The sequence below is a fragment of the Paenibacillus taichungensis genome, from assembly GCF_003287275.1.
Lineage (GTDB): Bacteria > Bacillota > Bacilli > Paenibacillales > Paenibacillaceae > Paenibacillus > Paenibacillus taichungensis_A.
On the sequence record NZ_QEVW01000022.1, the window covers coordinates 43,416 to 69,363 of the forward strand.

The following is a 25,948-nucleotide window of genomic DNA, read 5'->3' on the forward strand; positions in this document are numbered from 1 at the left end:
CAGAAAACCCTTCTCCTCTGAAGAAGAGGACATCAAATCATACACCGATGCCGCCTACTTCATAAAAAGAAGGGCTAGATATTCATAAGCAAGCTGTAAACTGGAGTATTTACTCCGTCAATTGTAACGTCTTGCTTCGTTCCGTATCCCGCTCCAATACTGGCTTCAAGTACTTACCGGTATAGGAAGCTTCCACTTTAATAATATCCTCTGGCGTACCTGTCGCAACAATGGTTCCGCCACCGCTTCCACCTTCCGGACCCAGATCAACGATATAATCGGCTGTTTTGATAACATCCAGATTATGCTCGATAACCAGTACCGATTCTCCGGAATCCACCAGACGGTGCAGGACGTTCAACAGACGATCAATATCATCGACATGAAGACCAGTCGTTGGCTCGTCCAGAATATAGATGGTTTTACCCGTACTGCGACGATACAACTCGGAAGCAAGCTTCACGCGTTGGGCTTCCCCGCCGGACAAGGTAGTTGCAGGCTGACCAAGATTAATGTAGCCCAGACCCACGTCGAGCAAGGTTTGCATTTTGCGATGAATTTTCGGAATGTTCTCGAAGAACTGCGTTGCATCCTCTACCGTCATTTCCAGCACATCTGCAATATTTCTATTTTTGTATTTGACTTCAAGTGTTTCGCGATTGTACCGTTTGCCTTTGCAGACCTCACAAGGCACGTAGACATCCGGCAGGAAGTGCATCTCAATTTTGATAATGCCGTCCCCGCGACATGCTTCACAACGACCACCTTTAATATTGAAACTGAATCGACCTTTTTTGTATCCGCGCACTTTGGCTTCATTGGTCTGTGCAAACAGATCACGGATATCATCAAAGACGCCTGTATACGTAGCCGGGTTGGAGCGTGGTGTCCGCCCAATTGGCGACTGGTCAATATCAATGACTTTATCGATATGTTCCAGACCGCGAATCTCTTTGTGCTGACCTGGGCGTACTCGTGCGCGGTTCAGATCACGCGCCAGCGTTTTATACAAAATTTCATTAATTAGCGTTGATTTACCCGAGCCGGATACACCCGTTACTGCGGTGAATACACCTACTGGAATTTTTACATTCAGGTTTTTCAGGTTATTTTCCTTCGCTCCACGCACTTCAAGCCAGCGGTCCCCGACACTACGGCGTTCCGTACGTACCGGAATAAACTTGCGCCCACTCAGATATTGACCCGTTAACGAGTTCTCGTCATTCATGATTTCTTCCGGTGTACCCTGCGACATGATGGTACCACCGTGGATACCTGCCCCCGGACCAATATCGATAATATAATCGGCGGCCATCATCGTATCCTCATCATGCTCAACCACGATCAGGGTGTTACCGATATCCCGCATGTGAGCGAGTGTCGAGATCAGACGATCGTTATCCCGTTGATGCAGGCCGATACTCGGCTCATCCAGAATATACAGCACGCCCATCAGGCTGGAACCAATCTGTGTCGCCAGTCTGATCCGCTGGGCTTCGCCACCGGACAACGTTCCTGCAGCACGGCTTAGGGTCAGATAATCCAGTCCTACGTTTACTAGAAAACCGAGACGGCTGTTGATTTCTTTCAAAATAAGTTTGGAAATCATTTCTTCTTTCTCACTTAATTGCAGCGAATCGAAGAAACGACCAGCTTCTCCAATGGACAAACTTGTCACATACGCCATGTTATGATCGTTAATCGTAACAGCAAGGCTTTCACGTTTCAGTCGCTGACCTTTACATGTTCCACATGGCTTGGCACTCATATAACCTTCAATGAATTCACGGATACCTTCGGATGCTGTCTCACGGTAACGACGCTCCAGATTATTCACAATACCTTCGAAGGTAACCAATGCTTCTTTCCGTTGTCCAAAATCATTCTCGTACCGGAAACGAATTTTCTCCGTACCTGTACCCTGCAACAGCTTGTTCATTTGTTCAGCAGGCAGATCTTCAACAGGTACGTTTTGCGGAATATTAAAGTGTTCGCATACCGACTTGAGGAACTGCGGATAATAGGTGGATGTACCACCTGTCCAGGCATCAAACGCACCGTCTTCAATTGTTTTGCTACGATCCGGTACCAACAGGTCCGGGTCAACAATCATTTTGACACCCAATCCATCACAATCCGGGCAGGCTCCAAATGGGCTGTTGAACGAAAACATGCGCGGCGCCAGCTCTTCAATACTGAATCCGCATACCGGGCAGGCAAAGTTGGAACTGAAACGCAATTCTTCTTCACCCATAATATCTACCAGCAGTTGTCCACCGGACAGATTAAGTGCAGTTTCAATAGAATCGGCCAATCGCGATTGCACATCTTCCTTGATCACGATCCGGTCAATGACGACTTCAATCGTATGTTTTTTGTTCTTCTCCAATTGAATATCTTCGGACAGATCACGTAATTCCCCGTTCACCCGAACACGGACAAAACCTTGTTTGGAAATATCGGAAAACACACTTTTGTGCTCACCCTTGCGTCCCGAGACAATCGGTGCCAGAATCTGCAGCCGGGTCCGCTCAGGATATTGCATGATACGGTCAACCATTTGTTCTACGGTCTGGGAGCTAATTTCCACGCCATGATCCGGACAATGAGGATGTCCCACACGTGCAAATAACAGACGCAGATAGTCATAAATTTCCGTAACGGTTCCGACAGTAGAACGCGGGTTACGACTTGTCGTTTTCTGATCTATGGAGATGGCCGGAGACAACCCTTCAATGGAATCAACGTCCGGTTTCTCCATCTGCCCCAGAAACTGCCGTGCATAAGCCGACAATGATTCTACGTAACGTCGCTGTCCTTCAGCATATATCGTATCAAAAGCCAGCGAGGACTTGCCTGAGCCACTTAGACCGGTCAATACGACAAAACGGTCACGCGGGATGGTGATATCAATGTTTTTGAGGTTATGCGCTCGTGCGCCTTTGATGACAATGTTCTCGCTCGCCAATGGTATTCATCCTTTCAATGTTAAAATTCCAACCTTTTTAAAGGCTTTTCGATCCCTCCCAAACCCTCCCTTCCAAGGGAGGGCCCCAGAGGGCGCAACCCTCTGGACACCCGAAACAGGCGGTGCAATGGTGAATGGTCGGGTCTTGCTATGTGAAGGTTGTTGTGTGCCCCGCAGCTTCGTCCAAGACTCCGGCTGATTGCCGGTCTCTTGGACGGCGCTCCACCACGAGAAGGCGCTCACGGCTTCGCCTCGTTCGCGAGGGTCGCCATTACCTTTGGCTCGGCTCCCCTTAAAAACCGGGACGCTCACGGCTTCGCCTCGCTCGCGAAGGTCGCCATTGCCTTTGGCTCGGCTCCCCTTAAACATCGGGACGCTCACGGCTTCGCCTCGCTCGCGAAGGTCGCCATTGCCTTTGGCTCGGCTCCCCTTAAACATCGGGACGCTCACAGCTTCGCCTCGCTCACGAAGGTCGCCATTGCCTTTGGCTCGGCTCCCCTTAAACACCGGGGCGCTCACAGCTTCGCCTCGCTCGCGAAGGTCGCCATGCCTTTGGCTCGGCTCCTGGGGACACAACTTCCAAATCTTTTCCTATAAACCTTTTAACCAATTTGAACTATTCTATCAGTATAGACCTGATTTTAGGTTTTCAACATGTCTAATTATCGGTAGATATCAATGATTTCCTGACTCAACAAGAGAACGGCCATCCGGCCGTTCTCTTGTTGCAGATCTATCCTTGCTGCGACACATTCATTAATGTGCCTCTATCTTATATCTCTACAGTCTGCTTAATAAGCTATTCTGCGCGCAGTTCCAACAATGCATCGCGAAGTTCAGCAGCACGCTCAAACTGCAAGTTTTTGGCTGCGTCTTTCATCTCTGCCTCTAAGCGCTGAATAAGCGACTGACGTTCCTTCTTCGACATCTTCTCGGCAGCGCCTGTAAGATAGTCTTTCTTGGATTCGGCAACTTTGGTTGCTTCAATCACATCACGCACTTTTTTACGAATCGTCTGTGGTGTAATGCCATGTTTTTCGTTATATTCAATCTGGATTGCACGACGCCGTTCTGTTTCTTTAATCGCCTTATCCATCGAATCTGTCACTTTGTCACCATATAGAATGACTCGACCTTCGCTGTTCCGTGCTGCCCGACCAATCGTTTGGATCAGTGAGCGTTCCGAGCGCAGGAAGCCTTCTTTGTCGGCATCCAAAATGGCTACCAGAGAAACTTCAGGAAGATCTAGACCTTCCCGGAGCAAGTTGATTCCGATAAGAACATGGAACACCCCTAGCCTGAGATCACGCAGAATCGCCATACGCTCCAACGTCTTGATCTCAGAGTGCAAATAACGTACTTTGATTCCGATCTCCTTCAGATAATCTGTTAAATCCTCGGACATCTTCTTCGTTAATGTGGTGATCAGGACCCGCTCGTCTTTCGCAATCCGATCGTTAATCTCACCAATCAGGTCATCGATCTGCCCCTTTGTTGGACGCAGTTCAATAATTGGATCAAGCAGACCGGTTGGACGAATGATCTGTTGTACCATCGTATCCGTATGCTCTATCTCGTAAGGACCTGGTGTCGCGGATACATAGATGATCTGATTCATCTTTTCTTCGAACTCGTCGAATTTGAGCGGACGGTTATCCAGTGCAGATGGCAGACGGAATCCGTGATCAACCAGTACAGTCTTCCGTGCTTGGTCACCGTTGTACATTGCACGGATCTGTGGCAGCGTCACGTGGGACTCATCAACCACAATCAACATGTCATCCGGGAAATAGTCCATCAGTGTGTAAGGTGTATCGCCACGTTCACGGAACGTCAATGGTCCGGAATAGTTCTCAATCCCTGAACAGAACCCGACTTCCTTCATCATCTCGATATCGTAACGTGTGCGTTGCTCCAGTCGCTGAGCCTCCAGCAATTTCCCCTGTTCTCTCAGCACTTCAAGTCGATCTTCCAGTTCACGCTCAATGTTCACCAGCGCGACACGCATCGTCTCTTCTTGGGTTACGAAGTGAGATGCCGGGAAAATGGCGATATGTTCACGTTCGCCAACCAGTTCTCCGGTTAACACGTCTATCTCCGTAATTTTCTCAATCTCATCACCGAACAATTCCACCCGAATCGCATGTTCACCCTTCGATGCCGGGAAAATCTCGATAACGTCGCCGCGAACGCGGAACGTGCCACGTACAAAGTTAATGTCATTGCGCTGATATTGAATCTCCACTAGACGAGACAAGATCTGATTGCGCGGTTTCTCCATCCCTACCCGTAAGGACAGAAGCATGCTGGAATACGAATGAGGCGAACCCAAACCATAGATGCAGGATACACTCGCTACAATAATGACATCCCTGCGTTCAAATAATGAACTCGTAGCTGCATGGCGCAACTTATCGATCTCTTCATTGATACTTGAGTCCTTCTCGATATACGTATCCGAGGAAGGAATATAGGCCTCTGGCTGAAAGTAATCGTAGTAACTGACAAAATACTCAACCATATTATTCGGAAAAAAGTCTTTGAACTCACTTGCAAGCTGTGCTGCCAGCGTTTTATTGTGGGCAATAATCAGCGTGGGACGTTGCAGCTTGGCAATCGTCTGTGCAATGGTGAACGTCTTACCCGTACCGGTTGCACCCAGCAGCGTCTGATATCTTTTCCCCTCCTGAACACCCTTCACCAATTCTTCAATGGCTACAGGCTGATCACCTTGGGGAGAAAACTCTGACTCGATTTCGAACGTTTTGTCGCTCATTATAATATCGCTCATTGCCGTATCTCACCCTATCGTCTAAAATAATAGTCACTATATATTGTCGAAGTTCCCCGAATTTACATATGGGAAAACTTATAGTAATAGGAATATTTGTTCCCGTTTAATTATACCTCGTCTGTGCAAGTGATGCAATCGCGAACTAAAGTTAGGAGTGGGTTAATTTATGGATATTGCGACACTTATCGGCATTATTGCCGGGATTGCCGCAGTCATTAGTGGTTTTTTATGGGAAGGTGGCCAATTATCCGGTCTGATGCAAAAGACCGCTGCTCTAATTGTATTTGGTGGAACGATCGCCGCAGTTGTTGCCAGTTTCCCTGCACATCGGCTGCGTACGATCCCTGCTGCCCTCCGTATGGCCTTTGGGCGTAACAACAATGACTCAAGCCAGTGGGTTGAAGAACTTGTAGATATGTCTTCAATTGCTCGCCGCTCCGGCGTGCTTGCACTGGAACGAAAGGTGATGGACCACCCGCATCCATTCTTACAAGATGGTATTCAGATGGTTGTCGATGGCACAGATCAGGATGTTGTTCGCCAGATCATGGAGATGGAGATTGATTCCGTCGAACAAAAATATGAAGGTTATGCCAAGATTTTTGAATCAGCGGGCGGTTATGCTCCAACGATGGGTATCATTGGTACCGTGATGGGACTCATTCAGGTACTTGGCAGTCTGACCGATCCTACCGGACTCGGACCAGCAATTGCTGTTGCCTTTACCGCAACCCTTTACGGGGTCGCCAGTGCCAATCTTATCTTTTTACCCATTGCTTCCAAAATTAAATCCCGTGGAGCAGACGAAATTCAAACGATGGAAATGCTGCTCGAAGGCGTACTATCCATCCAGAACGGGGAAAACCCTCAGCTTGTGCGTAAACGGCTCGAGTCCTTTACACTTACTCACCGCCAGATTACACGTCCTGCAGTGAAGGAGGGATTGGATGAGTCGGCGCAGTAAACGGCGCGGAAAACGTGAACCTGGAGACCATCGAGATCGCTGGATGATTACCTACGCTGATCTCATTACCCTGCTGCTGATCTTTTTTGTGATCATGTATGCCATGAGCCATCTGGATTCTGGTAAGTACGATGTGGTTACTCAATCGTTGCAAAATACTTTCAACCAATCCAATTCCCTGCTTGATCAAGGTGAAGGCATTGGTGGTACAGCTGGACAAGCCATTACCAAAAATCCACCTTCCCAGATTCAGGGTGAAGATCCCGGAGAAGGCGAAGGTTCTCCTTCCGGCTCCGAGACAGGTAAGACAGAAGATGACGATCAGCCACTTACGGAGCGTGAAGAGCAGTTCAGATCACAGGAGCAGGAGCTGCAAAATCTGTTCAATGTGATTACTCAGTATATTGAAGACAACAAACTGGAAAATCAAATTTTTGTTGCGGACAAGCCGCAAGGCATCTCTATCACACTCAGTGACCGTTTCCTGTTTGATCAGGGGAAAGCCGCACTCAAAAGTGATGCTGCACCCACACTGAGCAAATTGGCAAGCCTGTTCCGTGATCTGAGCACGGTTGTAAGCATTGAAGGACATACGGACAACGTTCCTGTCGGAGCGAACGCAACCTATAAAGACAATTGGGAGCTTTCCGGGGAACGTGCACTATCTGTATTGCGATTTTTTCTCGATAAAGAAAAGCTTGACCCTGACGGATTTCAATATGCCGGATACGCGGATACGCGCCCAACTGGGGATAATACCACCGCAGCAGGGCGGCAAAAAAATAGACGTGTGGAAATCACCGTCTTGCGTCAACTCCAGCCATAATCTTCAACATTTCGTATGAAGCATCCTTGCTGTATTATAAAAAGCACGTTCTTACTGAATTCGATTCAGCAGAACGTGCTTTTTGTTTTCACTTCATATTTTATCGCTAAACGACAGATCCCATATTTTCTTCGTCTTACAGCAATGGAACACGATGTGATTACCTTCATCATACAAGCGATTCACACATTACGCATCTACGCCCGGCTGGCTGGGACGAAGAATCGCAGAACCCACCGTCAGCAAAATGGCTGCCATGCCAAACAGTATCAGTAGCGGCATTGTAATATCCGACAACGTACCACCAGCAGAGATCGTTTCCACCGCTTGAATCGCCCATTTTTGCGGAACAAAATTAGCGAGTTTTTGCATGTAATCCGGCATGATCGACAGTGGCCAGAAACAGCCGCCAATCATACACGTCGGTGTGATAATCAGTGAATTCAGCATGGTTGCATTTTTGGATTCACGAATCAAGCCGGCAACCGTACTTGCAATCCCCATAGCGACCAGCATAAATGCGGCCAGGATGAGCATGTGGATGCCAAATGGAATCCCCGCATCATAATGAAGCACCCATCTGCTAATCCCCAGCACCAAAACAATTTGGATCAAGCCGATCGCAAAACTCCCCAGAAAATTACCCAGCGCTATTTCATAAGCGCGGACCGGAGCCGTGTAGATTCTTGTCATCGTACGCTGCCTGCGGTCTTCCATGATAACAGCAACTGTACTGGTCAGCAGCCCCATCATGAACATAATCGTAAATCCGGTCACGTTGTTCAGACCCGGTTTGGGATAAATCTGCAGCTCAGTTGCTTCACCCGAAATTTGATGTTTATCAAGTTCAAGTAACAACTCTTTAAATTTTCCTTGGGCCAGAGCTGGATCAGGAGTCTCATCCGGAGCCGCATCTGTCGCTGCCAATACTGCCGTAGCAGATTGATTCAGTCCCGCCGCCAAACCTTCAACCGCAGCTCTCAGCGTATAGGCGCTTTCACTGACACGAAGTTCCACCAGTTGGACTTCAGGCTGTCTGTCTTGCAGTAAATTATCCGTGTAATGCGCCGGGATAACGAGTCCTGAACTCCCCCTTTGCTGCGCGATGGCTTCCTTAACTTCCGCAACGTTGTTCATGGGCTTGAGCAGATATTCCTCTTTGCGGCCCAGCTCATCCAAAATCCATCTGCCTGCTGCGCCCTGATCCTCGTTTACATAAGGAATAACTGCACGTGTTCCCTCCTCGCTCCCAAACAGCGCAATTGTTCCTGTGACGACAAGGCAAGGAAGAAGAAAGAACGTGATGAAACCACGTTTGCGCAATATCGTGCGCCGGATCATCAACCAGGCAATATTCAGGCTATTCATAACGATATCCCGCCTTTCTATAGATCAATCCCGCTGCCGCCACCATTACCGCACATACCGCACCGAGCATCATGATGCTGTACATAATCTCACTTACGGGAGCGTTCAGCATCATCCGCAGAAAACTTTGCAAAGCCCAGTGATTCACTGTAAATTCGCTTATTCGCTGTACAAAACCAACGGCAATGGGTGTGAATCCACCGCTAATAAATGTCATGGCAATAATGATGCCTTGAAGAGCTGCACTTGCCGATGCGGCATTCTTGCAAACTAGGGCAACAATCACGCCGAGAGTCATGGAAGCCAACGTAATCAGTACACAGATCAGAACAATCAACCCGGGATGTGTGCCCCAGTTCACACCATATAACCAATGTGTCGCCAATACGATGATGATGGCCTGCAAGAAAGCAATCAGGCTATTGCCTGCAATTTTCCCTGCAAAAATGACCCCATTGCCAATTGGAGCTGCCTGTAAGCGAGTTAGCGTTTTTTTGTCTCTTTCACCAAACAAGCTGTTGCTGGTTGTCATGCCTGAGTAAAGCATGAACATGGCGAGCATGGAAGCCGCATAATATTGTGAAGCACTATAAGAAGTGCCCACTTCTCCGGGACTGCTGACGGCTATATATGAAGTGTTCGCGCTAATGTTTTGTGAATGCTCAGTCATTGCAGCTACTGCGTCAGGACCTAACACTTTCGCCGCAGCGACCTGTCTGTTCAGTTCATCTGTGAACCGCGTAAACAAAGTCTCACCCACGACATTGAGCGTGCCATCCTTCCCCAGTATCCATTGCAACCTTGCCTCTTCCCCTTTCATGATCCGCTCTTCCAGATCCGATGGGACGATTACGGCAAAATCCAGATCACCACGACGCAGCGCACTTACAGCCTCTTCTTCCGTAGGTATGTTCCGTACCTTCATCATTTCGCTTACTGCCAGAGAAGTCACAAATGTATTTAGCGCTTTACTGATCGCATCTGAACCGGAATTCTTTTCAGTTTGAATGATCCCTACTCTCACCGGGTCAGGAATAGCTTCTTTTGCCGTCCCCATTGTACTGGAAAGTGCAGTACCCAATATAAAGATGAGCAGCAGCGGCAGAATAAACAGATTCAGCAGAACGGAACGAATTCTCAGAATCCGTCTTAATTCAAAGATGCAAATATGCCATATGTTCATCTGAATCCTCCTAGTCCCGAAGCGTACGTCCGGTCAGATTGAGGAAGAGCGTTTCCAAATCAGGCTCTTCGACCTTGAGCGATTGAATGGAGATTTCATGTTTGCTACAAATGAAGAGCATATCCTGTAGGTCCTGCTGTGCAGAAGGCAGCGTAATGGTCAATGTGTTGTCTGATACTTCTACCGCCCGCACACGAGGGTGAAGTTTCAACTCCTCCACAACGTTGGGACCAATGCCCAAAGTGGTGAGCACTATTTTTTCCTCAGATGCAACTCGTTCTCTCAGCTCTGCTTCGGTGCCACAGGCAATGATATGCCCTTGATCCATAATCGCTACCCGATGACTGATTGCTGCAACTTCCTCCATGTAATGACTTGTATAAATGATGGTTGACCCCATCTGATTAAGCGTACGGACCGACTCCAAAATATGATTCCGCGATTGCGGGTCGATGCCCACTGTTGGTTCATCCATAATGATTAATTCCGGCCGATGCATAATGGCACACGCAATGTTCAGCCTGCGTTTCATACCGCCTGAGAAAGTTGACGGGGTGTCCTTCGCTTTGTCCTGCAAACCTACAAATTCGAGGGATTCCTGCACCCTTTCTTTAAGCATTTTTCCACGGAGTCCATATAACCGGGCAAAAAAAGTGACATTCTCCGCAGCGGTCATCGTTTCGTATAGAGCCAGATCCTGCGGTACCAGTCCGATTTTGCGTTTCACTTCAAGCGGCCGTTCCTTGACCGATATGCCATCCAACCGAATTTCACCCTGATCCATATTTAAAAGACCGGCAATCATGCTAATTGTGGTACTTTTCCCAGCTCCATTGGGTCCAAGCAATCCAAATATTTCACCTTTACCGACACTTAGATTTAAATGATCCACTGACAGCTTGCTACCGTATCGTTTCACGACATGATCCACTTCAAGCATAGCCATAGATTATACACTCCTCTTCCGTCCAGCTTCCTGTGACTGGATTTTCATATCTGTATTGTAACGAATTATGATCTTCTGCGAAGGTACGAAAGGTCATGAAACAAAGGTGACTTAAGTCATCTTCGGTTGGGAAAACTGCCTATGATATAATCGACATACACTACCGGAAGGTATACCTTCACTTCTAAAATAAAGGATGTCTCTGACATATGCCGATGCGGTTGCTGCAATACGGTTTACTCATAGTTCCTGCGATTCTGTACATTCTGGTGCTACCCCTGGAACAAGAAGATAGCTATACTTTGTATATTATCATTGCGATAGGACTCGCAGTTTGGAAAGACTTCTCCCGTTCAGGTATGCAGCGTTTGCTGCTTGCGGCTGAAATTCTCTTCATCTGCTGGCTGATCGCTCTATACGGCCCATTTATGTTTTTCCTCTCCTTATCTGCGCTTTATGTGTACATGTACAAACTGGATAGGACCCAGCGGTGGTTAATGCTCTCAATTCAGCTTATAGCCAGCAATATCGCTTTACATTGGTATTACACCCCACCACAGGAGCTTCATACATGGCTTACACTTCACACAAACACGGCTATTCCTAATAGCTTCACCCAAGAGACAATGGCTCGGGTAGCAGGTAACTTGCTCCTGCTCATCACCGCAGCACTCTCATGGCAGGGTTCTAGAAGTGCGAGCAGCCGTGGGCAGCTTGAACAGGTGTACGATGAGCTGCGCAGTAAACATTACGAGATTCAGGAAGCACGCGAACAATTGCTGCAATTCACGAAGCAGCTTGAAGGAGCGGCACAGGTTGAGGAACGTACCCGGATATCCCGGCAGCTTCATGATGATATTGGTCATCGCCTGATTCGCACCAAAATGATGTCTGAGGCAGCCCTCCTCACCCTCCCTTTACACCCAGAACAGGGCACGGAAATGGTGAGACAGATTCGGGATCAATTAGCCGCCAGTATGGATGACATGCGATCCACGCTTCATAAGTTGCGGCCCGACTCTTATATATCCGATGCCTACGCACTAGATCGTCTACTTGAAGACATTGGCCGGGAAACAGGGGTGAAGACACGTTACGAAGTGCGTGGGCATTCACATGTACTCTATCCCAGCATGCAGATTGTTTTGTACAAAAATGCCAAAGAGGCCCTGACCAATGCCCTCCGTCATGGAAATGCCACTACGATTACGGTGGAACTGGAATTTGGAGAAAGAGAAATCTGTATGTCCATCAGCAACGATGGGAAGATCCATACCCTTTCCACCAATGAACAAACGAAAGGAAGACATGAAGGATCTCGTCCTAACCCGGGCTTAAAGGCAGAGTCTACAGGACTCGGCATGGGACTTGAAGGAATGCGCCTACGCACACAGTTGGTTGGTGGGAAACTGGAGATCAAGTCGGATTATCCCTATACGGTGATTACACGCCTGCCCATGGCGAACAAGGCTGAACTGATCTAAAAAAAAGGAAGTGATTTGCTCATGTCTTACCTGAATGAAATAAATAACTCGAGCCATTCTGTCCCCCCTGAGTCCATTCGACTGATGCTTGCAGATGATGATTCCTTTATCCGTGAAAGTCTCAAAGTCCTGCTTGGACTCGATCCCGGTATTAACGTTACAGGTACAGCTTCAAACGGCCGGGAAGCTATGGAACTGTTGGAGTCAGGAACAATTGCCGACGTTGTACTTATGGATATTCGCATGCCAGATTGTGACGGAGTTGAAGGTACCCGAATTATTAAGGCAAGCTTCCCTGACGTGCGTGTACTGATGCTTACCACGTTTGACGATGATGAGTATATTATCCAGGCTTTGCAAAACGGAGCCAGCGGTTATTTGCTCAAAAATGTGCCCCCTGACCGGATCATTCAAGGCATCAAGACTGTACATAACGGGGATATGTTGATTCATCCCGATATTGCTCGTAAGCTCGCGAGTCTACTCCGTCCTGCTGCAGCTCCTCAAACACATGAACCCATTGACTCTTACGGATTAACCCGTATGGAACTGGCTGTTGCAGAGGCTATATCCGAAGGGCTGTCCAATAAAGAAATTGCCGCAAAGCTATTCTTGAGCGAAGGCACGGTCAAAAACTATGTTACGGATATTCTCGGCAAGCTTAGTTTACGCGACCGGACCCAAATCGCCATTTTCATGTTAAAAAAGTAGCAAAAAGGGTATTTCCCTCGCCTAATTAGGCGGAGGAAATACCCTTTCTTCATTACATCTCTACAGATCTTTGCTCCCCCGACGGTGCGGGTGGCAGTGCTAGTGGAGCCTCAACATCAAGCTGATCTTTCCGACGTCGTGCGAACAACTTGAGACTTACGATATGAAACAGAGTTAGCGGACGCAAGCGGAGCGCCCAGGCTTCATGATTATCCGGAGCCATGAGCACCCCGAGCTGGTGATGCTCACCTTCATAGATCGCCCGTTGCATGAACTTACTCTCACCCTGATGATTACGTACCTCCAGCTTACAAAAGGCCGGATTCATACGCAAAGCGCGATGTAATTGCTCAGGCGAATGCACCAATACGCCATTCACCTTGTACAGGGTCTCCCCTGCTTCAATTCCCAGTTCTTCCGCAGGACTATCAGGAATGACGCCAAGCACCTTCAAGCCATGCTCAGGGTGTACAAACAGCGGGCTGCGGTTTTGCTCCTCAAAGCCACTGTACCACACCAGGAACTCATGCCCAATGAAAGCAGCCAAGGCTGCGACAACCATGAGTGGAGACCACCACGCAGCCAGGAGGCTGAGCACAAGTAGGCCTGTCCCATATAGCAACAATCGCTTTGCGGAAATCTGGACTTTTTTCCCCGGGAGCATACTTTGCGTAACTTCTCCGAATCCCAGCATAATCGGCAGCGCAACCAGCATGTAGCTATTTCCACCGCTGATCAAAGCTGTCCATGGCAATTCGGCCCCGCCCGTAACGGGAACCAGAATCAGTAACGGAATCGGCCAGAAATGCTGCAACTGGTATCCTCCAACGAGCTTGCCGCGTTTACCTTCGAAGAGCAAAGGCGATGCCATCGATACCCCTTGCATGCGTACCATCAGGGCTTCACCGATATGTAATACAGCTGCGAGCACAAGAAGTGCAGGCATATCCATCGCACGTAATGCTTCAGTGACACTTCCCATCCAACCTGCCGGCTGCCAGCCCGAAGCCATATTTAAACCAAACTGCAACACGCCAAGCAAACCTGCAGCATAAGCAAAACATAAATATCGGATACGGAATAATGCCAAGAATAACGTAGCTGCCCATATACAGATCAGGCTGCTCAGTGTAAGATGTGCCCCGAGAAACAGCGATATAACGGAGACCATTACACCGATCACAATACCTCCAAGTACTGCACGAATGGTCTGTGTTATCGAGCTTTGCAGACGAACGTGGAACAATTTACGTTCCTGTAAGAGTTGACGATGATAAACGAGAGCAATCAAGATTACCGCAATATAATAAAACGGCTGAATAAACAACTGCAACAATGCTTCTCCTAATGTGGTCAACCATGGCCAAGCCCATTCCATTGTGGACGGTCACCCCTCTCCTTCAGCCGGTTCAGAAAAAAAGAAGGCTGAAAATCAGCCTTCTTTATGGCTTCGACACTGCGGACGAAATATCCTTTGAGACATTTTCGATCGCGCGCTTCAGCTGTGCATCATATTGAGGATTGGCAATGCGTTCAATCAGAGCCGCTTCCAGTGATTCCGCGGTTTTCTCATCAATCTGGCCAGTTGCTTGAATGCCTTTTTGTTTCTGGAATGCTTTGACCGCTTCTTCTGTCTTCTGGTCATAGTATCCATCTACACGATCCGGCTTAAAGTCAAGTCCTCTCAGCATCGTCTGCGCACTTTTCACATCCGTGCTATTGCTGTCGTATTTCAAAGGTAATTTTTCTTTGTTGATTGGTGCCACCGAGAAGTAATCCGGCTGGTTCACCGCAATATCCGGTTTGATACCTTTTTCATGAATCCAGTCCCCGTTCGGAGTCAGCCATTTCGCAATGGTGATTTTCAACAGGCTGCCATCACCCATCTGCTTGTCATAACTCGTCTGTACGGTTCCTTTACCGAAGGAATTTTCTCCAACCAACGTTGCGCCTGCCGACTGTTGCAATGCACCAGCCAAAATTTCGGACGCACTCGCACTTCCTTTGTTCATCAATACCGTAATTGGATACGATTTACCTGATCCGTTTGATTTGCTTTGTTCCTTTTTACCATTCTTGTCTTCGACTTGAACAATAACTTTGCCTTTCGGAACAAATTGCTCTGCAATATCAATAACGACCTGCAAAACACCACCCGGGTCATTACGAACATCAATGATTAAGCCCTTCATGTTCTGCTTCTCCAGCTTCGCCAGTTCTTCCTTAAAGCGATCTCCTGTGTTCAGCGAGAATTGGGTGATTGTAATCACACCAACACCGTTATCCTCCATGTGGGCGTAAACCGTCTCCAGATCAATGTCATCACGCACAATGACAAATTCAATCAGCTCGGAAGATCCGGCACGTTTAACCTGTACTTTCGCTTCACTGCCTTTTGGACCTCTGATTTTGTTAACGGCTTTGTTCAGTTCCAAACCTTGCAGGGATTCACCATTCACGGACATAATCATGTCTTTCGCGCGAATACCCGCTTTTTCGGCAGGCGATCCTTTGATCGGTGATACTACTACAACATTTCCGTCCTGTGAGGATACCTCTGCACCGATTCCGGTAAATGAACCTTCAATCGACTCCTCGAACTGGGCCGCTGTTTCCTGCCCCATATAGTTGGAGTACGGATCACCAAGAGATTCCATCATGCCGTTGATCGCACCATCAATCAGTTTGGTTCGATCCACGTCTTTATAATAGTTGCTTGAGATCAAATCCATCGCGGTTTCAATCTTCTTCAAATCGTTCTTCTGCTGCGAACTGCCTGTTACGCTGGCGAGCAATCCTTCACCAGGTGTCGTTTGTGCCAGACCAGGTGAGCTCATCAGCACCAGCGTAAGCAAGCTGCCTCCGAGAAGGGCTACAATGACAAGCAGCAGGGCCGATCTTTTCTTCATCATCCGTTTGTCACCGCCTTTAATATTGAAGCGTGTCTAATTCAATTGTTCTGTGAAACTTTCCCTGAACATGCCAGCTTAGTATATGCCTAGCTTGTACGGAATATGTTTGTTCCATTCCAACTGTTGGCTAAAAACTACAAATAGTTAAAAGGATTCACTGCTGTTCCATTATCACGTACTTCAAAATGCAAATGCGGTCCAGTGGAGTTGCCTGTACTACCTGATTCAGCAATAATATCGCCACGGCTTACCGTGTCACCCTTGCTTACCTTAAATCCGCCTTCACGTAAATGACCGTAAAGCGTCCATAGTCCGCCTCCATGGTCAACAATGACGGTGTAACCATATCCACTATACCATTCAGCCATGATGACGATCCCGCCTGAAGCAGCATGAACGGACGTTCCTTGAGCAACAGCAAAGTCTACACCTGCATGCATTTTACCTACTTCACCCGTGATCGGGTGAATACGAGGTCCAAAACCAGAAGATACACGCGCACCTGATACTGGCATACCAAAGATGCCGTTACCACTGGAGTATGACGTGCTACTGCTACTGCTGCTGCTGTTGGAGCTAACCTTGGTCGCTGCCTTCGCAGCTGCCGCGGCACGTGCAGCTGCTGCTGCTTTTGCTTTGGCTGCTGCCGCCGCTTGCTGCTCACGCAATTTATTTTTCTCTTGCAGAAGGGCCGAACGTTTGCTGGCAATCTGCATCAATACGTCTTCCTGCTCTTGCGTCAGTTCTTCCGACTCTTCAATTTTAGCATCATAAGAAGCGAGAAGCACTTGCTTCTCCTGTTCCTTCTCATTCAATTGGGACTTACGCTGTTTCTTCTGCGCATACAGACTCTTGGCTTCTGCATATTGCACATCCAGTTCTGCTTTTTTGTCCACGACGAGCTGCTTGTCCTTTTTGTGTTCATCCAACAAGTGCTGATCCTGATCCACAATCGTTTTCAGTGAATCGGCACGAGTCAGGAAATCAGAGAAGCTTGTTGAAGTCAACAACACATCAAGATAAGAAACGGCACCATCTGTATACATCAGCCGTACACGTGATTCAAGTAATTTCTCTCTTGCAACGATACGTTCTTCTGCGGCTTGCAGATCTTTTTTCGTTGTCCGAAGATCCTCTTCCGTATTTTCAATCTGCAAGGATACGTTTGCCAGCTCATCACTAACCACATTGATCTGCTCCATGACGACTTTCAAGTAAGCATTGGTCTTGTTCTTATAATGCTGGGCTTCCTTTTTGTTGCTGGCAGCCTTTTGCTGCTCCTTTTTGGCCGAAGCTGCCTTATTCTCCAGTTGCTGAATCTGCTGATCAATGTCGCTAATGCTACTCTTGGCATATCCGTCAGAAGGTTGAAGCGTCAAACTGGCCAATAACGTTAAAGCCAGCAGCGAAGCTGTTTTTTTCAAAATGTGATCCCCCATCCTATGATTTCACAAGAAAGCAACCTGCACAGGTGGTGAACAGCATGTTCTTTGCTTTCTTTACACTAAAGACTCCATCCTTACTACATATCGTCAAACAGCGTTCAGTTGTGAACCTGCTTTGCCATTCTTTTCCGATTAAACGTTAAGAGATTTGCGGATGGACAATGTACTTCCCAAAATACCGACCAGTACACCCAGTCCGATCAACAATGTTCCAAACAGCAGCCAAATATCACCGAGTGGAATTAGATTAAGCATCTGCATGAATACATCCTGACCAATCGTGGCCATCAGGCGGCTGTAACCAAAGAACAGTACCGCTACCGTAATCGCCGAACCGATCAATCCAATCAATGCCCCTTCGACAAAGAAAGGCCAACGAATGAACGTGTTGGTTGCCCCAACCAGTTTCATAATACCGATCTCCCGGCGCCGGGCCAGAATCGTTACGCGAATCGTATTCGAGATCAGGAACATGGACATCAACCCCAGTCCCCCGACAAAAATAAATCCGATATTCCGGACAAGCTTCGTAAATTTGAACAACACTTCCACCGTTTCTTTGCCGTAGTTCACTTTCATGATCGGCTTCTCCGGGTGTTTATCGTTCAATGCTTCGATTTTTTGCGCCACAAAAGTGACGGTTTCCGGATCGATGACCTCTACTTCAATAGTCTCCGGCAGTGGATTGTTATCCACATCGAAACCGCTCAGCACATTGTCTGCACTTTCTCCGAGACGTTCACGAAACTCCTTGAGTCCTTCTTCTTTGGAGACAAAACGAATCTCACTGACTTCAGGCATGGCACTGATTTCCTGCTCCAGCGTGTTTCGCAGGTTCTCATCCACGTTCAGCTCGAGAAACGTACTGATCTCGACCTGACTGTCCACCTGGTTGGCCATGGAATTCACATTAAGCACCAGCAACATGAACACGCCCAGAATAAGCAATGACACGATAATGGACATGATGGAGGCCACGGACATCCAGCCGTTGCGGAATACGTTTTTGAATCCCTCCCGCAAATGGCGCAAGAGAGTACTAAAATTCATAACCGTATTCCCCTCTCATCTGATCCCGTACAATCTGTCCACGTTCAATCGCAATAACCCGTTTACGCATCGTATTGACGATATCCTTGTTGTGAGTCGCCATAACAATGGTGGTTCCGCGAAAATTAATTTCATCCAGCAGCTGCATAATGCCCCATGACGTCTCGGGATCAAGGTTTCCCGTAGGCTCGTCCGCGATAATAACAGACGGATTGTTCACGATCGCACGTGCGATGGCAATACGCTGCTGTTCCCCACCCGACAACTGTGAAGGTTCACGGTTAGCCTTACTGCGCAATCCCACCAGATCAAGCACTTCCATCACTCGTTTCTTGATGTGGCGCTTCGGTGCTTCAATAACTTCCATGGCAAATGCCACGTTCTCAAATGCCGTCATGCGTGGCAGCAACCTGAAATCCTGGAACACAACGCCGATATTCCGGCGTACGTAAGGAATTTTGCGTGGCTTTAACTTTCCGATATTAAATCCGTTAATGGATATTTGTCCTTTGGTCGGAACTTCTTCCCTGTACATCAATTTCATAAATGTCGATTTGCCTGCGCCGGACGGACCGACGATATAGACAAATTCATTGCGGTCGATCTTCACCGACACCCCTTGTAATGCGTGGGTACCATTGGCGTAGGTCTTCCACACGTCCTGCATTTCTATCACATCATCACTTCCCGTTGCATAGTTAGCCATTATCATTTCGACACAATCCCGGCATTTCCTTTAAAAAGACCTGAATTTCATCAGGGAAAATCCATTTCACCCCTTTTTCGATGGTGAAGCATGGATTCATATGAATTTTATTGTAACAAATTTGTTACCTATTGAGTACCCGAAAGTTTTCCATCATTGGATCATATATATGGAAAGTGTTACGAAATGCGGAACAACAGAAGTACAAAGGAGCGTTCGGATATGAAAAAAATACATTTGATGGTCATTGCACTGTTCTCCATCCTATTAATCGGTTCCGCGTCCTATGGATTGCTGTATATGTACGTGAACCAACCCGCCCTACCCGAAGGTGTACGTGTTGGGGAGTGGTCGGTTGAGGGCGTGAATCGCAAGGAAGTTCTACCGGCACTGGATGAACGATTAAAACAAATGGAAGCGTGGCCGATCACCCTGGAGGTTGAAGATCCTGCACCAAAAACGATGATGTTCACGGCCGCCCAGACAGGCGCCAGCTACAGTGCTGACGACTTCCGGACAGCTGTGCAGCAACTGGATGAAGGCAATCTGTGGGAGCGCGCTTACGCCCGATATCATTTCATCAAGGAGTGGTCCCTGAAGCTAACGTATAATTCAAAATCACTGAGAGAGCAGCTTACCCCTGCCTGGGAAAAGGAAACCTTCGGTACACCCGCGAACGCTGTTCGCCGCATTACCGCAAGTGACAAGGTCCAGTACATCCCTGAAAAAGGCGTCCGCCGGATCGCTTGGGATGAACTCGCGAGCCTGATGCAAGCTAAACTGCACCGGGATTTCGCTCCACTGGACCATGATACGAAGCCAAACCCGCTGTTGATTCAGCTGCCGTTGTATACGCTGCAACCCGAAGTGACTCTCGATTCGCTGCGCCAAGAGGGAATTGATCGGAAGATCATTCAGTTCTCCACTAGCCTCGGAAACAGCAGCGCAGGCCGGATACATAACGTCAGCGCAGCAGCACAAGCCGTTAACGGCATGATTTTGCCTCCAAATGGTACTTTTGATTATGAGAAGGTCATTAGGAAGGCCGAGGAGCACTATGGTTTCCGGGAAGCCCCGGTCATCGTGAATGGGCAGCTAACCCCTGGCATTGGAGGCGGCATCTGCCAGGTATCAAGCACAGTCTATAACGCAGCCTTGTTGACCGGACTGGATATTGTAGAACGCCGTAACCATTCCCTGCCCGTCAAATATTTGCCAAAGGGACTGGATGCCACGTTTGCCTCAGGCTCAATCAATTTTCGGTTCAAAAACAATACCGGCAAGTCTCTGCTCATTCATGCCAAAGTGGAAGGTGGAAGCTTAACGGTCAAATTTTTCGGCACCTTCCCGGAGAACGTCAGTTATGCACTTGAATCCCGTACAATTGAGACATTAAGTGCTCCCGTGAAATATGTATCGAGCAACGTACTGCCTGACGGTGCCCAGCAGGTGCTCCAGAACGGTCAACCCGGATATATTGTAGAAACGATGCGCACCAAAAAGGTGGATGGCAAAATCGTTGAATCCAAGACCATTACACGTGACACATACAAAGCCCAGAATCGCCTGATTGCTCGCTCTGGTCATACTAACCTGCCTGATCCCAAGGAGCCTTCTGTCGTAGAGGATGGCATCAGCGACACGAAGCAGCCTTAATCTTCCTTTCACTTGTGCACACATGGATAAGCTCATCCCTGCAAAGGTAATAACAAATAGAAAAAGACACATCTCCCGTTCCCCATTCTGGGTCCCTCGAGAGATGTGTCTTTGGTTTGTTTTACAGATACATATTATGTTTGATTAGACTGAAACCTTTAATGTCCGCCTGTGTACTCTTTCTGCTCTTCGCCGATAACCATCTTCTCATTACCCATAAAGAATGCAGCAATCAACGCGAGTGCGGCCGGGATCGCTGCCCAGGCAAAGAGCTGCACGATGGATGAAGACAACGCGTGTGTAATGGCGTCCAGCACCTGAGGCGGAATCGCCTTTCTCAGCTCTGGCGATAACAGCGCATGTGGATCACTCAGATTCACTCCCTGAGGCACGCCGCCTGCAGGAGCACCAGCGCCCCCTGCTTCTGCCGCTGATCCGGCGAGGGCATCATTCATTTTGCGCGTAAACACCTGGCTCTGCACGATACCAAAGATCGTAATGCCCATCGTCATCCCAAGTGAACGCAGGAAGTTAAGTGTGGAGCTTGCTGCTCCGCGTCTTTGCGGTTCAAATGCGTTCATGGCTGCATTACTTAGTACCGAGAACGACGCTCCAACACCGAGACCAATCATCACCATGAATATACGTATCGTCCATAAAGATGAAGTTTCATCCAGCGTCGTCAGCAATCCAAGACCAACCACCAGCAAGGCCAGCGTAGGAATCATAATGTTACGATACTTGATTTTGGTCATCAGCACCCCACCCATGGAAGCCGTAACAACAGACCCCAGCATCATGGGCAATAACACGAGGCCAGAGTTGGTCGCTTTGCCACCGAGTACCCCCTGGATGAAGATTGGAATATACACGGATGCGGTAATAAACGCCGCACCACTGAACATGCCAATAACGTTACTGGACCAGTACACCCGGTTGCGGAACATGCCGAAGGAGATAATGGGTTCCTTGGCTCTCGTTTCTGCAAACAAGAAGAGCAACGCTAACACTACAAATCCGGCAAACAAGCCGAGAATCTGCCATGAACCCCAGGCATACGTTTTGCCGCCCAGTTCAAGCCCGAAGATGAGACAGACTACTGCACCAATCAGTGTGATTGCACCGAGCCAGTCAATTTGTTGGGATTGATGCTGATGGGATTCTTTGTAGAAAAATGCAATAAACACAAACGCAATCAGACCAAGCGGCAGGTTGATATAAAATACCCATTCCCATGTCGCGTACTGCGTAATGTAAGCACCCAGTAGTGGGCCGAATACGCTGGATAAACCAAACACGGCTCCGAACAAACCGCCCAATTTACCCCGTGATTCCGGTGCAACCACATCAAACATGATCGTGAAGGCAATCGGCACCAGTGCACCAGCACCAATACCCTGAATAGCTCTGTACATCGTCAGCTCTACAATCGATGTTGCTGTTCCACATAATGCAGATCCGAGCATAAATACCAGTATTCCAAAAACAAAAAACTTTTTCCGTCCGTACATGTCGGATAACTTACCGAAGATTGGCATACCCGCCATCTCGGCCACCATGTAAGCGGAGGTCACCCATACGAACTTGTCGAGCCCACCCAGCTTCCCGACAATATCGCCCATAGCTGTTGCCACGATGGTATTGTCCATCGAAGCCATCAGTATGCTCAGCAGCAGCCCTGCCAGCACCAATCCAATATTATTTTTACGTGTAGCCATTCTACTCAATCTCTCCCATTCACATCCGATTCATATGACTGAATTAGTATATCCGAAAAGTTACGGCGGATAATCAGTCCAAGGACCGATTGCTTTGCACCAAAACTTCCGATTGCGGATGAATTTGCAGAGAAGAGCGGTATTCCACCGTACCAATTCGGCAGCCTGGGCCAATTTTTATTTTATCTCCTCGTACAACCTCGGCCTCCGTGTTCTCAAGTTCAATTTCGTCGCCTTCGATCAGATCGGCCTTGAGAATAGACTTGTTACCAGTGAACAAACCCTCCAGCAGTTTTCCCCGCGAACTCTTCACTGAAATGATGGAACCGCCCATTTCCTTGACCTCGGATGGACCCATAATTTTGAGTGTCATACTTTCGGCACTGAGCATACCCGTTATCGTGAAACGGCCATTCAACTTCATATTCTCCACCTGACAATCACCTGATACATGAAGCTCGCCTACTACTTTCATATGTTCAGCTTTTGCATACAGGTTAGAAGCATGATTGCCTTCCTGTTCATCGGAACCAACATCAGATCGCTCTTTCAGGGTAAGGGTTCCCGTAATTTTGATATCGGTTGATTCAAGAGATCCGTATATGACGGATGTGCCGGTGCATTTGAATTGATCACAGAACAGATTATCGTTAAATGACGAATCTCCCACTACCTTGACCTTGCCGTATACACCGCCAGAAGAACTGCCGTCGCCGATGATGCTAATGTCATGTTTTTTATCCAACGAACCAGCAAAATGGTTATTCAAATCGATCACATCCCTTTTCTTTTCATATCAAAATTCAAATCCGCTGACTGCTGCCCACCTTGGCATCTGGATCAACCTCTAGTTCACCCGAATATTCAACCAACCTGATGTTACAGCCGCGACCAATATGAACCTTGCTGCCACGAACAATATCAGCCTCGGTATCTTCCAGCACGATTTCATCCCCCTCGATCAAAGATGTCTTGAAGGACGGTGTACCACCCAGACCAATACTTTTCCAAAAACCAGTCTGTTCCTTACGACGAATATCGATGCGTTCCCCGCCAATTTCTTTGGCCGAAGAAGATGTATGCAGTCTGATCTCTACCGTCCCCGCATTCAGAAAGCCACTAATTTTAATATTGCCCTGTACGTTCAGGGTCTCACATTGTACGTCGCCTTCAATATCGATTACACCACCAATATCTATCCGTTCCCCATCTACCCGACCACGTACAGTACACTTCCCGTTAACTTCTAGCTCAGGACTTCGGAGGTCTCCATTAATGGTTGTCAAACCGTCCACACGAACACGAGAACTAATCAAGGGGCCGTTCAGCGTGCACATACCGTTGATCGTTGCACTCTCAGAGCTCAAGGCTCCGTGCATCTTCATTGTTCCATTCACATTCAGGGACGTACAGTCCAGGTTACCGTTTACCTTAGCCATTCCATCAATGGATACCCGGTGAAAGTTCCCGCCTGCCGTTTGGCTCATGCCCGCTACGTTCAGATCATTGCGCAAATTACGTTCCTCCATATATGATCCTCTCCTTATCCCAATTTGAGTTTTAGCTCTTCCATGAACGTTCCCATGGACTGCCTGAGAACAACCTTCACTCCATTGTCAAAATAAAGCTCTGTTCCTGCCGTGACCAGCATGAAGGAAGGAACACCCATCTTGCGAATAAGCACCAGTTCGCTTGGTTTGCCTGTGAAACGATAGTAGTGCTCGGACATGACATCGATCAGCAGCGAACCCTCCTGCCGGGTAATATCTCCGCTCATTAGCAGCTTATCAAGTACATAAAGCATCATAATCTGCTCCAAAGCATACAGCCGCTGCTCCCGACCCGCTTCTTTCAACAGCTCAAGCGAAATATTCGAAACAATGTTTCGCTCTAACAGCTCTTGAGCGGACATTTCCACTTCACCCAAAGTTGGTGAAAACACATCTGCCAGTTCATCCAGCGACAAGCCGTCTTTCATATTGAGAATCTTGTCAATCCGCAGTAAAATCTGTTGTTTTGGAAAAAAAGTTTCTTGTCCCGTATAGGACGACTTCCGAATAAACCATTCCTCCGGAATGAGATTTTTCCGCTTCCAGCGGTACAACTGGCCGTAGGAGATACCCGTCAGGTCCAGCAATTCTTTTTTGGAGATCAAATCATCCGTCATATATGGTCCCCCTTTGTGTTGAACACAGTGTAACATAACATTGTTACGCTGTAAAGAAGGCGAATAACTAGTGGTTAATTTCTTATTATTGCAATGAAAAGACTTTGCGTTTAACCTGTTTATTATAGACACTATGGAACCATTATGGATTCAGATCCCTTCCTATAGAATCGGGTCAGAACACATCGTTAATGGACTTATGAAAGGGGTTTCTCATAGATATGGCACTTATTAAATGTGACTTTTACTCTGACACGCTTGGTCTAAGCACCAGTATGCATGTTATTCTTCCACAACAGACCCACAATCAGATTGGCATGGAGAACGTATCCGGCCAAGGGTTACATCCCACGCTGTATCTGCTGCACGGGCTATCGGATGATGACTCCATTTGGCTGCGCCGTACATCCATCGAACGATATGTTGCGGACCTTGGTATTGCCGTTGTGATGCCTCAGGTACATCGCAGCTTCTATACAGATATGGCGGAAGGCGGACGCTACTGGACATTCATCAGTGAAGAGCTGCCTGCACTTGCACGTTCCTTCTTCCCACTATCACACAAACGTGAGGACAACTTTGTTGCTGGCTTGTCCATGGGTGGCTACGGAGCATTCAAGCTGGCACTTCACAAACCGGAGCAATACGCCGCTGCGGCAAGTTTGTCTGGAGCACTCGACATGGTAGCGCATATGGATAACCGAATTGTTAAGGCATTAAGTGATGCTGAGTTCAAACGGATTTTCGGAGCAGAAATTAAAGGTTCGGAGAATGACTTGCTGCATCTGCTCGAGGAAAGCAAAGCAAGTCAGGGTCCAAAACCTTTGCTCTACCAATGCTGTGGGACAGAGGACTTCCTGTATGACGAGAATCAAACGTTCCGTCAAGCTTGTGCACAGACCGATTTCCAGCTGACGTACGAGGAAGAACCCGGTGGACATGACTGGGGATATTGGGACGAGAAGATCCAGAATGTGCTGAAATGGTTGCCTTTGCGTGAACGTAAGTAGTCGACACTGGCACTCCAATGACAGGACAACCTTCCGATCG

Annotated in this window: 20 protein-coding genes; 6 read left to right on the forward strand and 14 right to left on the reverse strand. The window is 47.9% G+C overall.

The features are described 5' to 3' along the window. Nucleotides 1–109 precede the first annotated feature (109 nt). Both uvrA and uvrB read right to left on the reverse strand, forming a co-directional pair. Complete coding sequence (gene uvrA / locus DC345_RS26585) at nt 110–2,968, reverse strand: excinuclease ABC subunit UvrA (RefSeq protein ID WP_113055772.1); 2,859 nt, start codon at nt 2,966–2,968, stop codon at nt 110–112. 799 nt (nt 2,969–3,767) lie between these two features. Further along, nucleotides 3,768–5,759 (reverse strand): excinuclease ABC subunit UvrB, encoded by a 1,992-nt coding sequence (gene uvrB / locus DC345_RS26595; RefSeq protein WP_113055774.1) that lies wholly within the window; start codon nt 5,757–5,759, stop codon nt 3,768–3,770. Between the two features lie 169 nt (nt 5,760–5,928). On the opposite strand from uvrB, the gene DC345_RS26600 reads away from it, so the two are divergent. Continuing rightward, nucleotides 5,929–6,726 carry a flagellar motor protein gene (locus DC345_RS26600; RefSeq protein ID WP_113055775.1) on the forward strand — a complete coding sequence of 266 codons (798 nt, stop codon included), beginning with the start codon at nt 5,929–5,931 and terminating at the stop codon, nt 6,724–6,726. Then, a complete protein-coding gene (locus DC345_RS26605) occupies nt 6,710–7,552 on the forward strand; it encodes a flagellar motor protein MotB (protein WP_113055776.1) in 843 nt (280 codons plus the stop codon). Before DC345_RS26600 ends, DC345_RS26605 begins: the two co-directional genes overlap by 17 nt. Before the next feature lie 189 nt (nt 7,553–7,741). Here DC345_RS26605 and DC345_RS26610 read toward each other — a convergent pair whose 3' ends face one another. From DC345_RS26610 to DC345_RS26620, 3 genes are read right to left on the reverse strand one after another with little or no spacing between them, the layout of a single operon-like run. Then, complete coding sequence (locus tag DC345_RS26610; protein WP_113055777.1) at nt 7,742–8,920, reverse strand: ABC transporter permease; 1,179 nt, start codon at nt 8,918–8,920, stop codon at nt 7,742–7,744. Then, nucleotides 8,913–10,103 (reverse strand): ABC transporter permease, encoded by a 1,191-nt coding sequence (locus DC345_RS26615; RefSeq protein WP_113055778.1) that lies wholly within the window; start codon nt 10,101–10,103, stop codon nt 8,913–8,915. Before DC345_RS26615 ends, DC345_RS26610 begins: the two co-directional genes overlap by 8 nt. Before the next feature lie 10 nt (nt 10,104–10,113). Continuing rightward, nucleotides 10,114–11,049: an ABC transporter ATP-binding protein gene (locus DC345_RS26620; RefSeq protein ID WP_113055779.1), complete on the reverse strand. Its 936-nt coding sequence runs from the start codon at nt 11,047–11,049 to the stop codon at nt 10,114–10,116. 209 nt (nt 11,050–11,258) lie between these two features. Between DC345_RS26620 and DC345_RS26625 the strand changes: the two genes are divergently transcribed. Continuing rightward, nucleotides 11,259–12,533, forward strand: coding sequence for a sensor histidine kinase (locus DC345_RS26625; RefSeq protein ID WP_113055780.1), 1,275 nt, complete (start codon nt 11,259–11,261; stop codon nt 12,531–12,533). A gap of 21 nt (nt 12,534–12,554) precedes the next feature. After that, complete coding sequence (locus DC345_RS26630; RefSeq protein WP_113055781.1) at nt 12,555–13,244, forward strand: response regulator; 690 nt, start codon at nt 12,555–12,557, stop codon at nt 13,242–13,244. 52 nt (nt 13,245–13,296) lie between these two features. On the opposite strand, the gene DC345_RS26635 is transcribed toward DC345_RS26630, so the two are convergent. From DC345_RS26635 to ftsE, 5 genes are all read right to left on the reverse strand, one after another. Next, entirely contained in the window at nt 13,297–14,622 is a 1,326-nt protein-coding gene (locus DC345_RS26635) for a PDZ domain-containing protein (RefSeq protein ID WP_113055782.1), read from the reverse strand. Nucleotides 14,623–14,686: 64 nt separating this feature from the next. Continuing rightward, the gene (locus DC345_RS26640; protein ID WP_076287642.1) at nt 14,687–16,156 is read right to left on the reverse strand and encodes a S41 family peptidase; all 1,470 of its coding nucleotides are present in this window, start codon (nt 16,154–16,156) and stop codon (nt 14,687–14,689) included. Between the two features lie 134 nt (nt 16,157–16,290). Continuing rightward, nucleotides 16,291–17,580 carry a murein hydrolase activator EnvC family protein gene (locus DC345_RS26645; protein WP_113055783.1) on the reverse strand — a complete coding sequence of 430 codons (1,290 nt, stop codon included), beginning with the start codon at nt 17,578–17,580 and terminating at the stop codon, nt 16,291–16,293. A 153-nt stretch (nt 17,581–17,733) separates the two neighbouring features. Then, nucleotides 17,734–18,651 carry a permease-like cell division protein FtsX gene (gene ftsX / locus DC345_RS26650; protein WP_113055784.1) on the reverse strand — a complete coding sequence of 306 codons (918 nt, stop codon included), beginning with the start codon at nt 18,649–18,651 and terminating at the stop codon, nt 17,734–17,736. Then, nucleotides 18,641–19,327 (reverse strand): cell division ATP-binding protein FtsE, encoded by a 687-nt coding sequence (ftsE, locus tag DC345_RS26655; RefSeq protein WP_024631580.1) that lies wholly within the window; start codon nt 19,325–19,327, stop codon nt 18,641–18,643. Before ftsE ends, ftsX begins: the two co-directional genes overlap by 11 nt. Nucleotides 19,328–19,579: 252 nt before the next feature. Between ftsE and DC345_RS26660 the strand changes: the two genes are divergently transcribed. After that, nucleotides 19,580–21,013 carry a VanW family protein gene (locus DC345_RS26660; RefSeq protein WP_113055785.1) on the forward strand — a complete coding sequence of 478 codons (1,434 nt, stop codon included), beginning with the start codon at nt 19,580–19,582 and terminating at the stop codon, nt 21,011–21,013. 158 nt (nt 21,014–21,171) lie between these two features. Here DC345_RS26660 and DC345_RS26665 read toward each other — a convergent pair whose 3' ends face one another. The 4 genes from DC345_RS26665 to DC345_RS26680 all read right to left on the reverse strand — a co-directional run bounded on the left by DC345_RS26665 (nt 21,172) and on the right by DC345_RS26680 (nt 24,898). Beyond that, nucleotides 21,172–22,731, reverse strand: coding sequence for an MDR family MFS transporter (locus DC345_RS26665; protein WP_113055786.1), 1,560 nt, complete (start codon nt 22,729–22,731; stop codon nt 21,172–21,174). Nucleotides 22,732–22,804: 73 nt separating this feature from the next. Beyond that, nucleotides 22,805–23,500 (reverse strand): hypothetical protein, encoded by a 696-nt coding sequence (locus DC345_RS26670; RefSeq protein WP_113055787.1) that lies wholly within the window; start codon nt 23,498–23,500, stop codon nt 22,805–22,807. 34 nt (nt 23,501–23,534) lie between these two features. After that, entirely contained in the window at nt 23,535–24,260 is a 726-nt protein-coding gene (locus DC345_RS26675) for a polymer-forming cytoskeletal protein (RefSeq protein ID WP_113055788.1), read from the reverse strand. Nucleotides 24,261–24,274: 14 nt separating this feature from the next. After that, nucleotides 24,275–24,898 carry a YhbD family protein gene (locus DC345_RS26680; protein ID WP_113055789.1) on the reverse strand — a complete coding sequence of 208 codons (624 nt, stop codon included), beginning with the start codon at nt 24,896–24,898 and terminating at the stop codon, nt 24,275–24,277. A 221-nt stretch (nt 24,899–25,119) separates the two neighbouring features. Here DC345_RS26680 and DC345_RS26685 point away from each other — a divergent pair, with 221 nt between their 5' ends. Next, complete coding sequence (locus tag DC345_RS26685) at nt 25,120–25,908, forward strand: alpha/beta hydrolase (protein WP_113055790.1); 789 nt, start codon at nt 25,120–25,122, stop codon at nt 25,906–25,908. Nucleotides 25,909–25,948 lie beyond the last annotated feature (40 nt).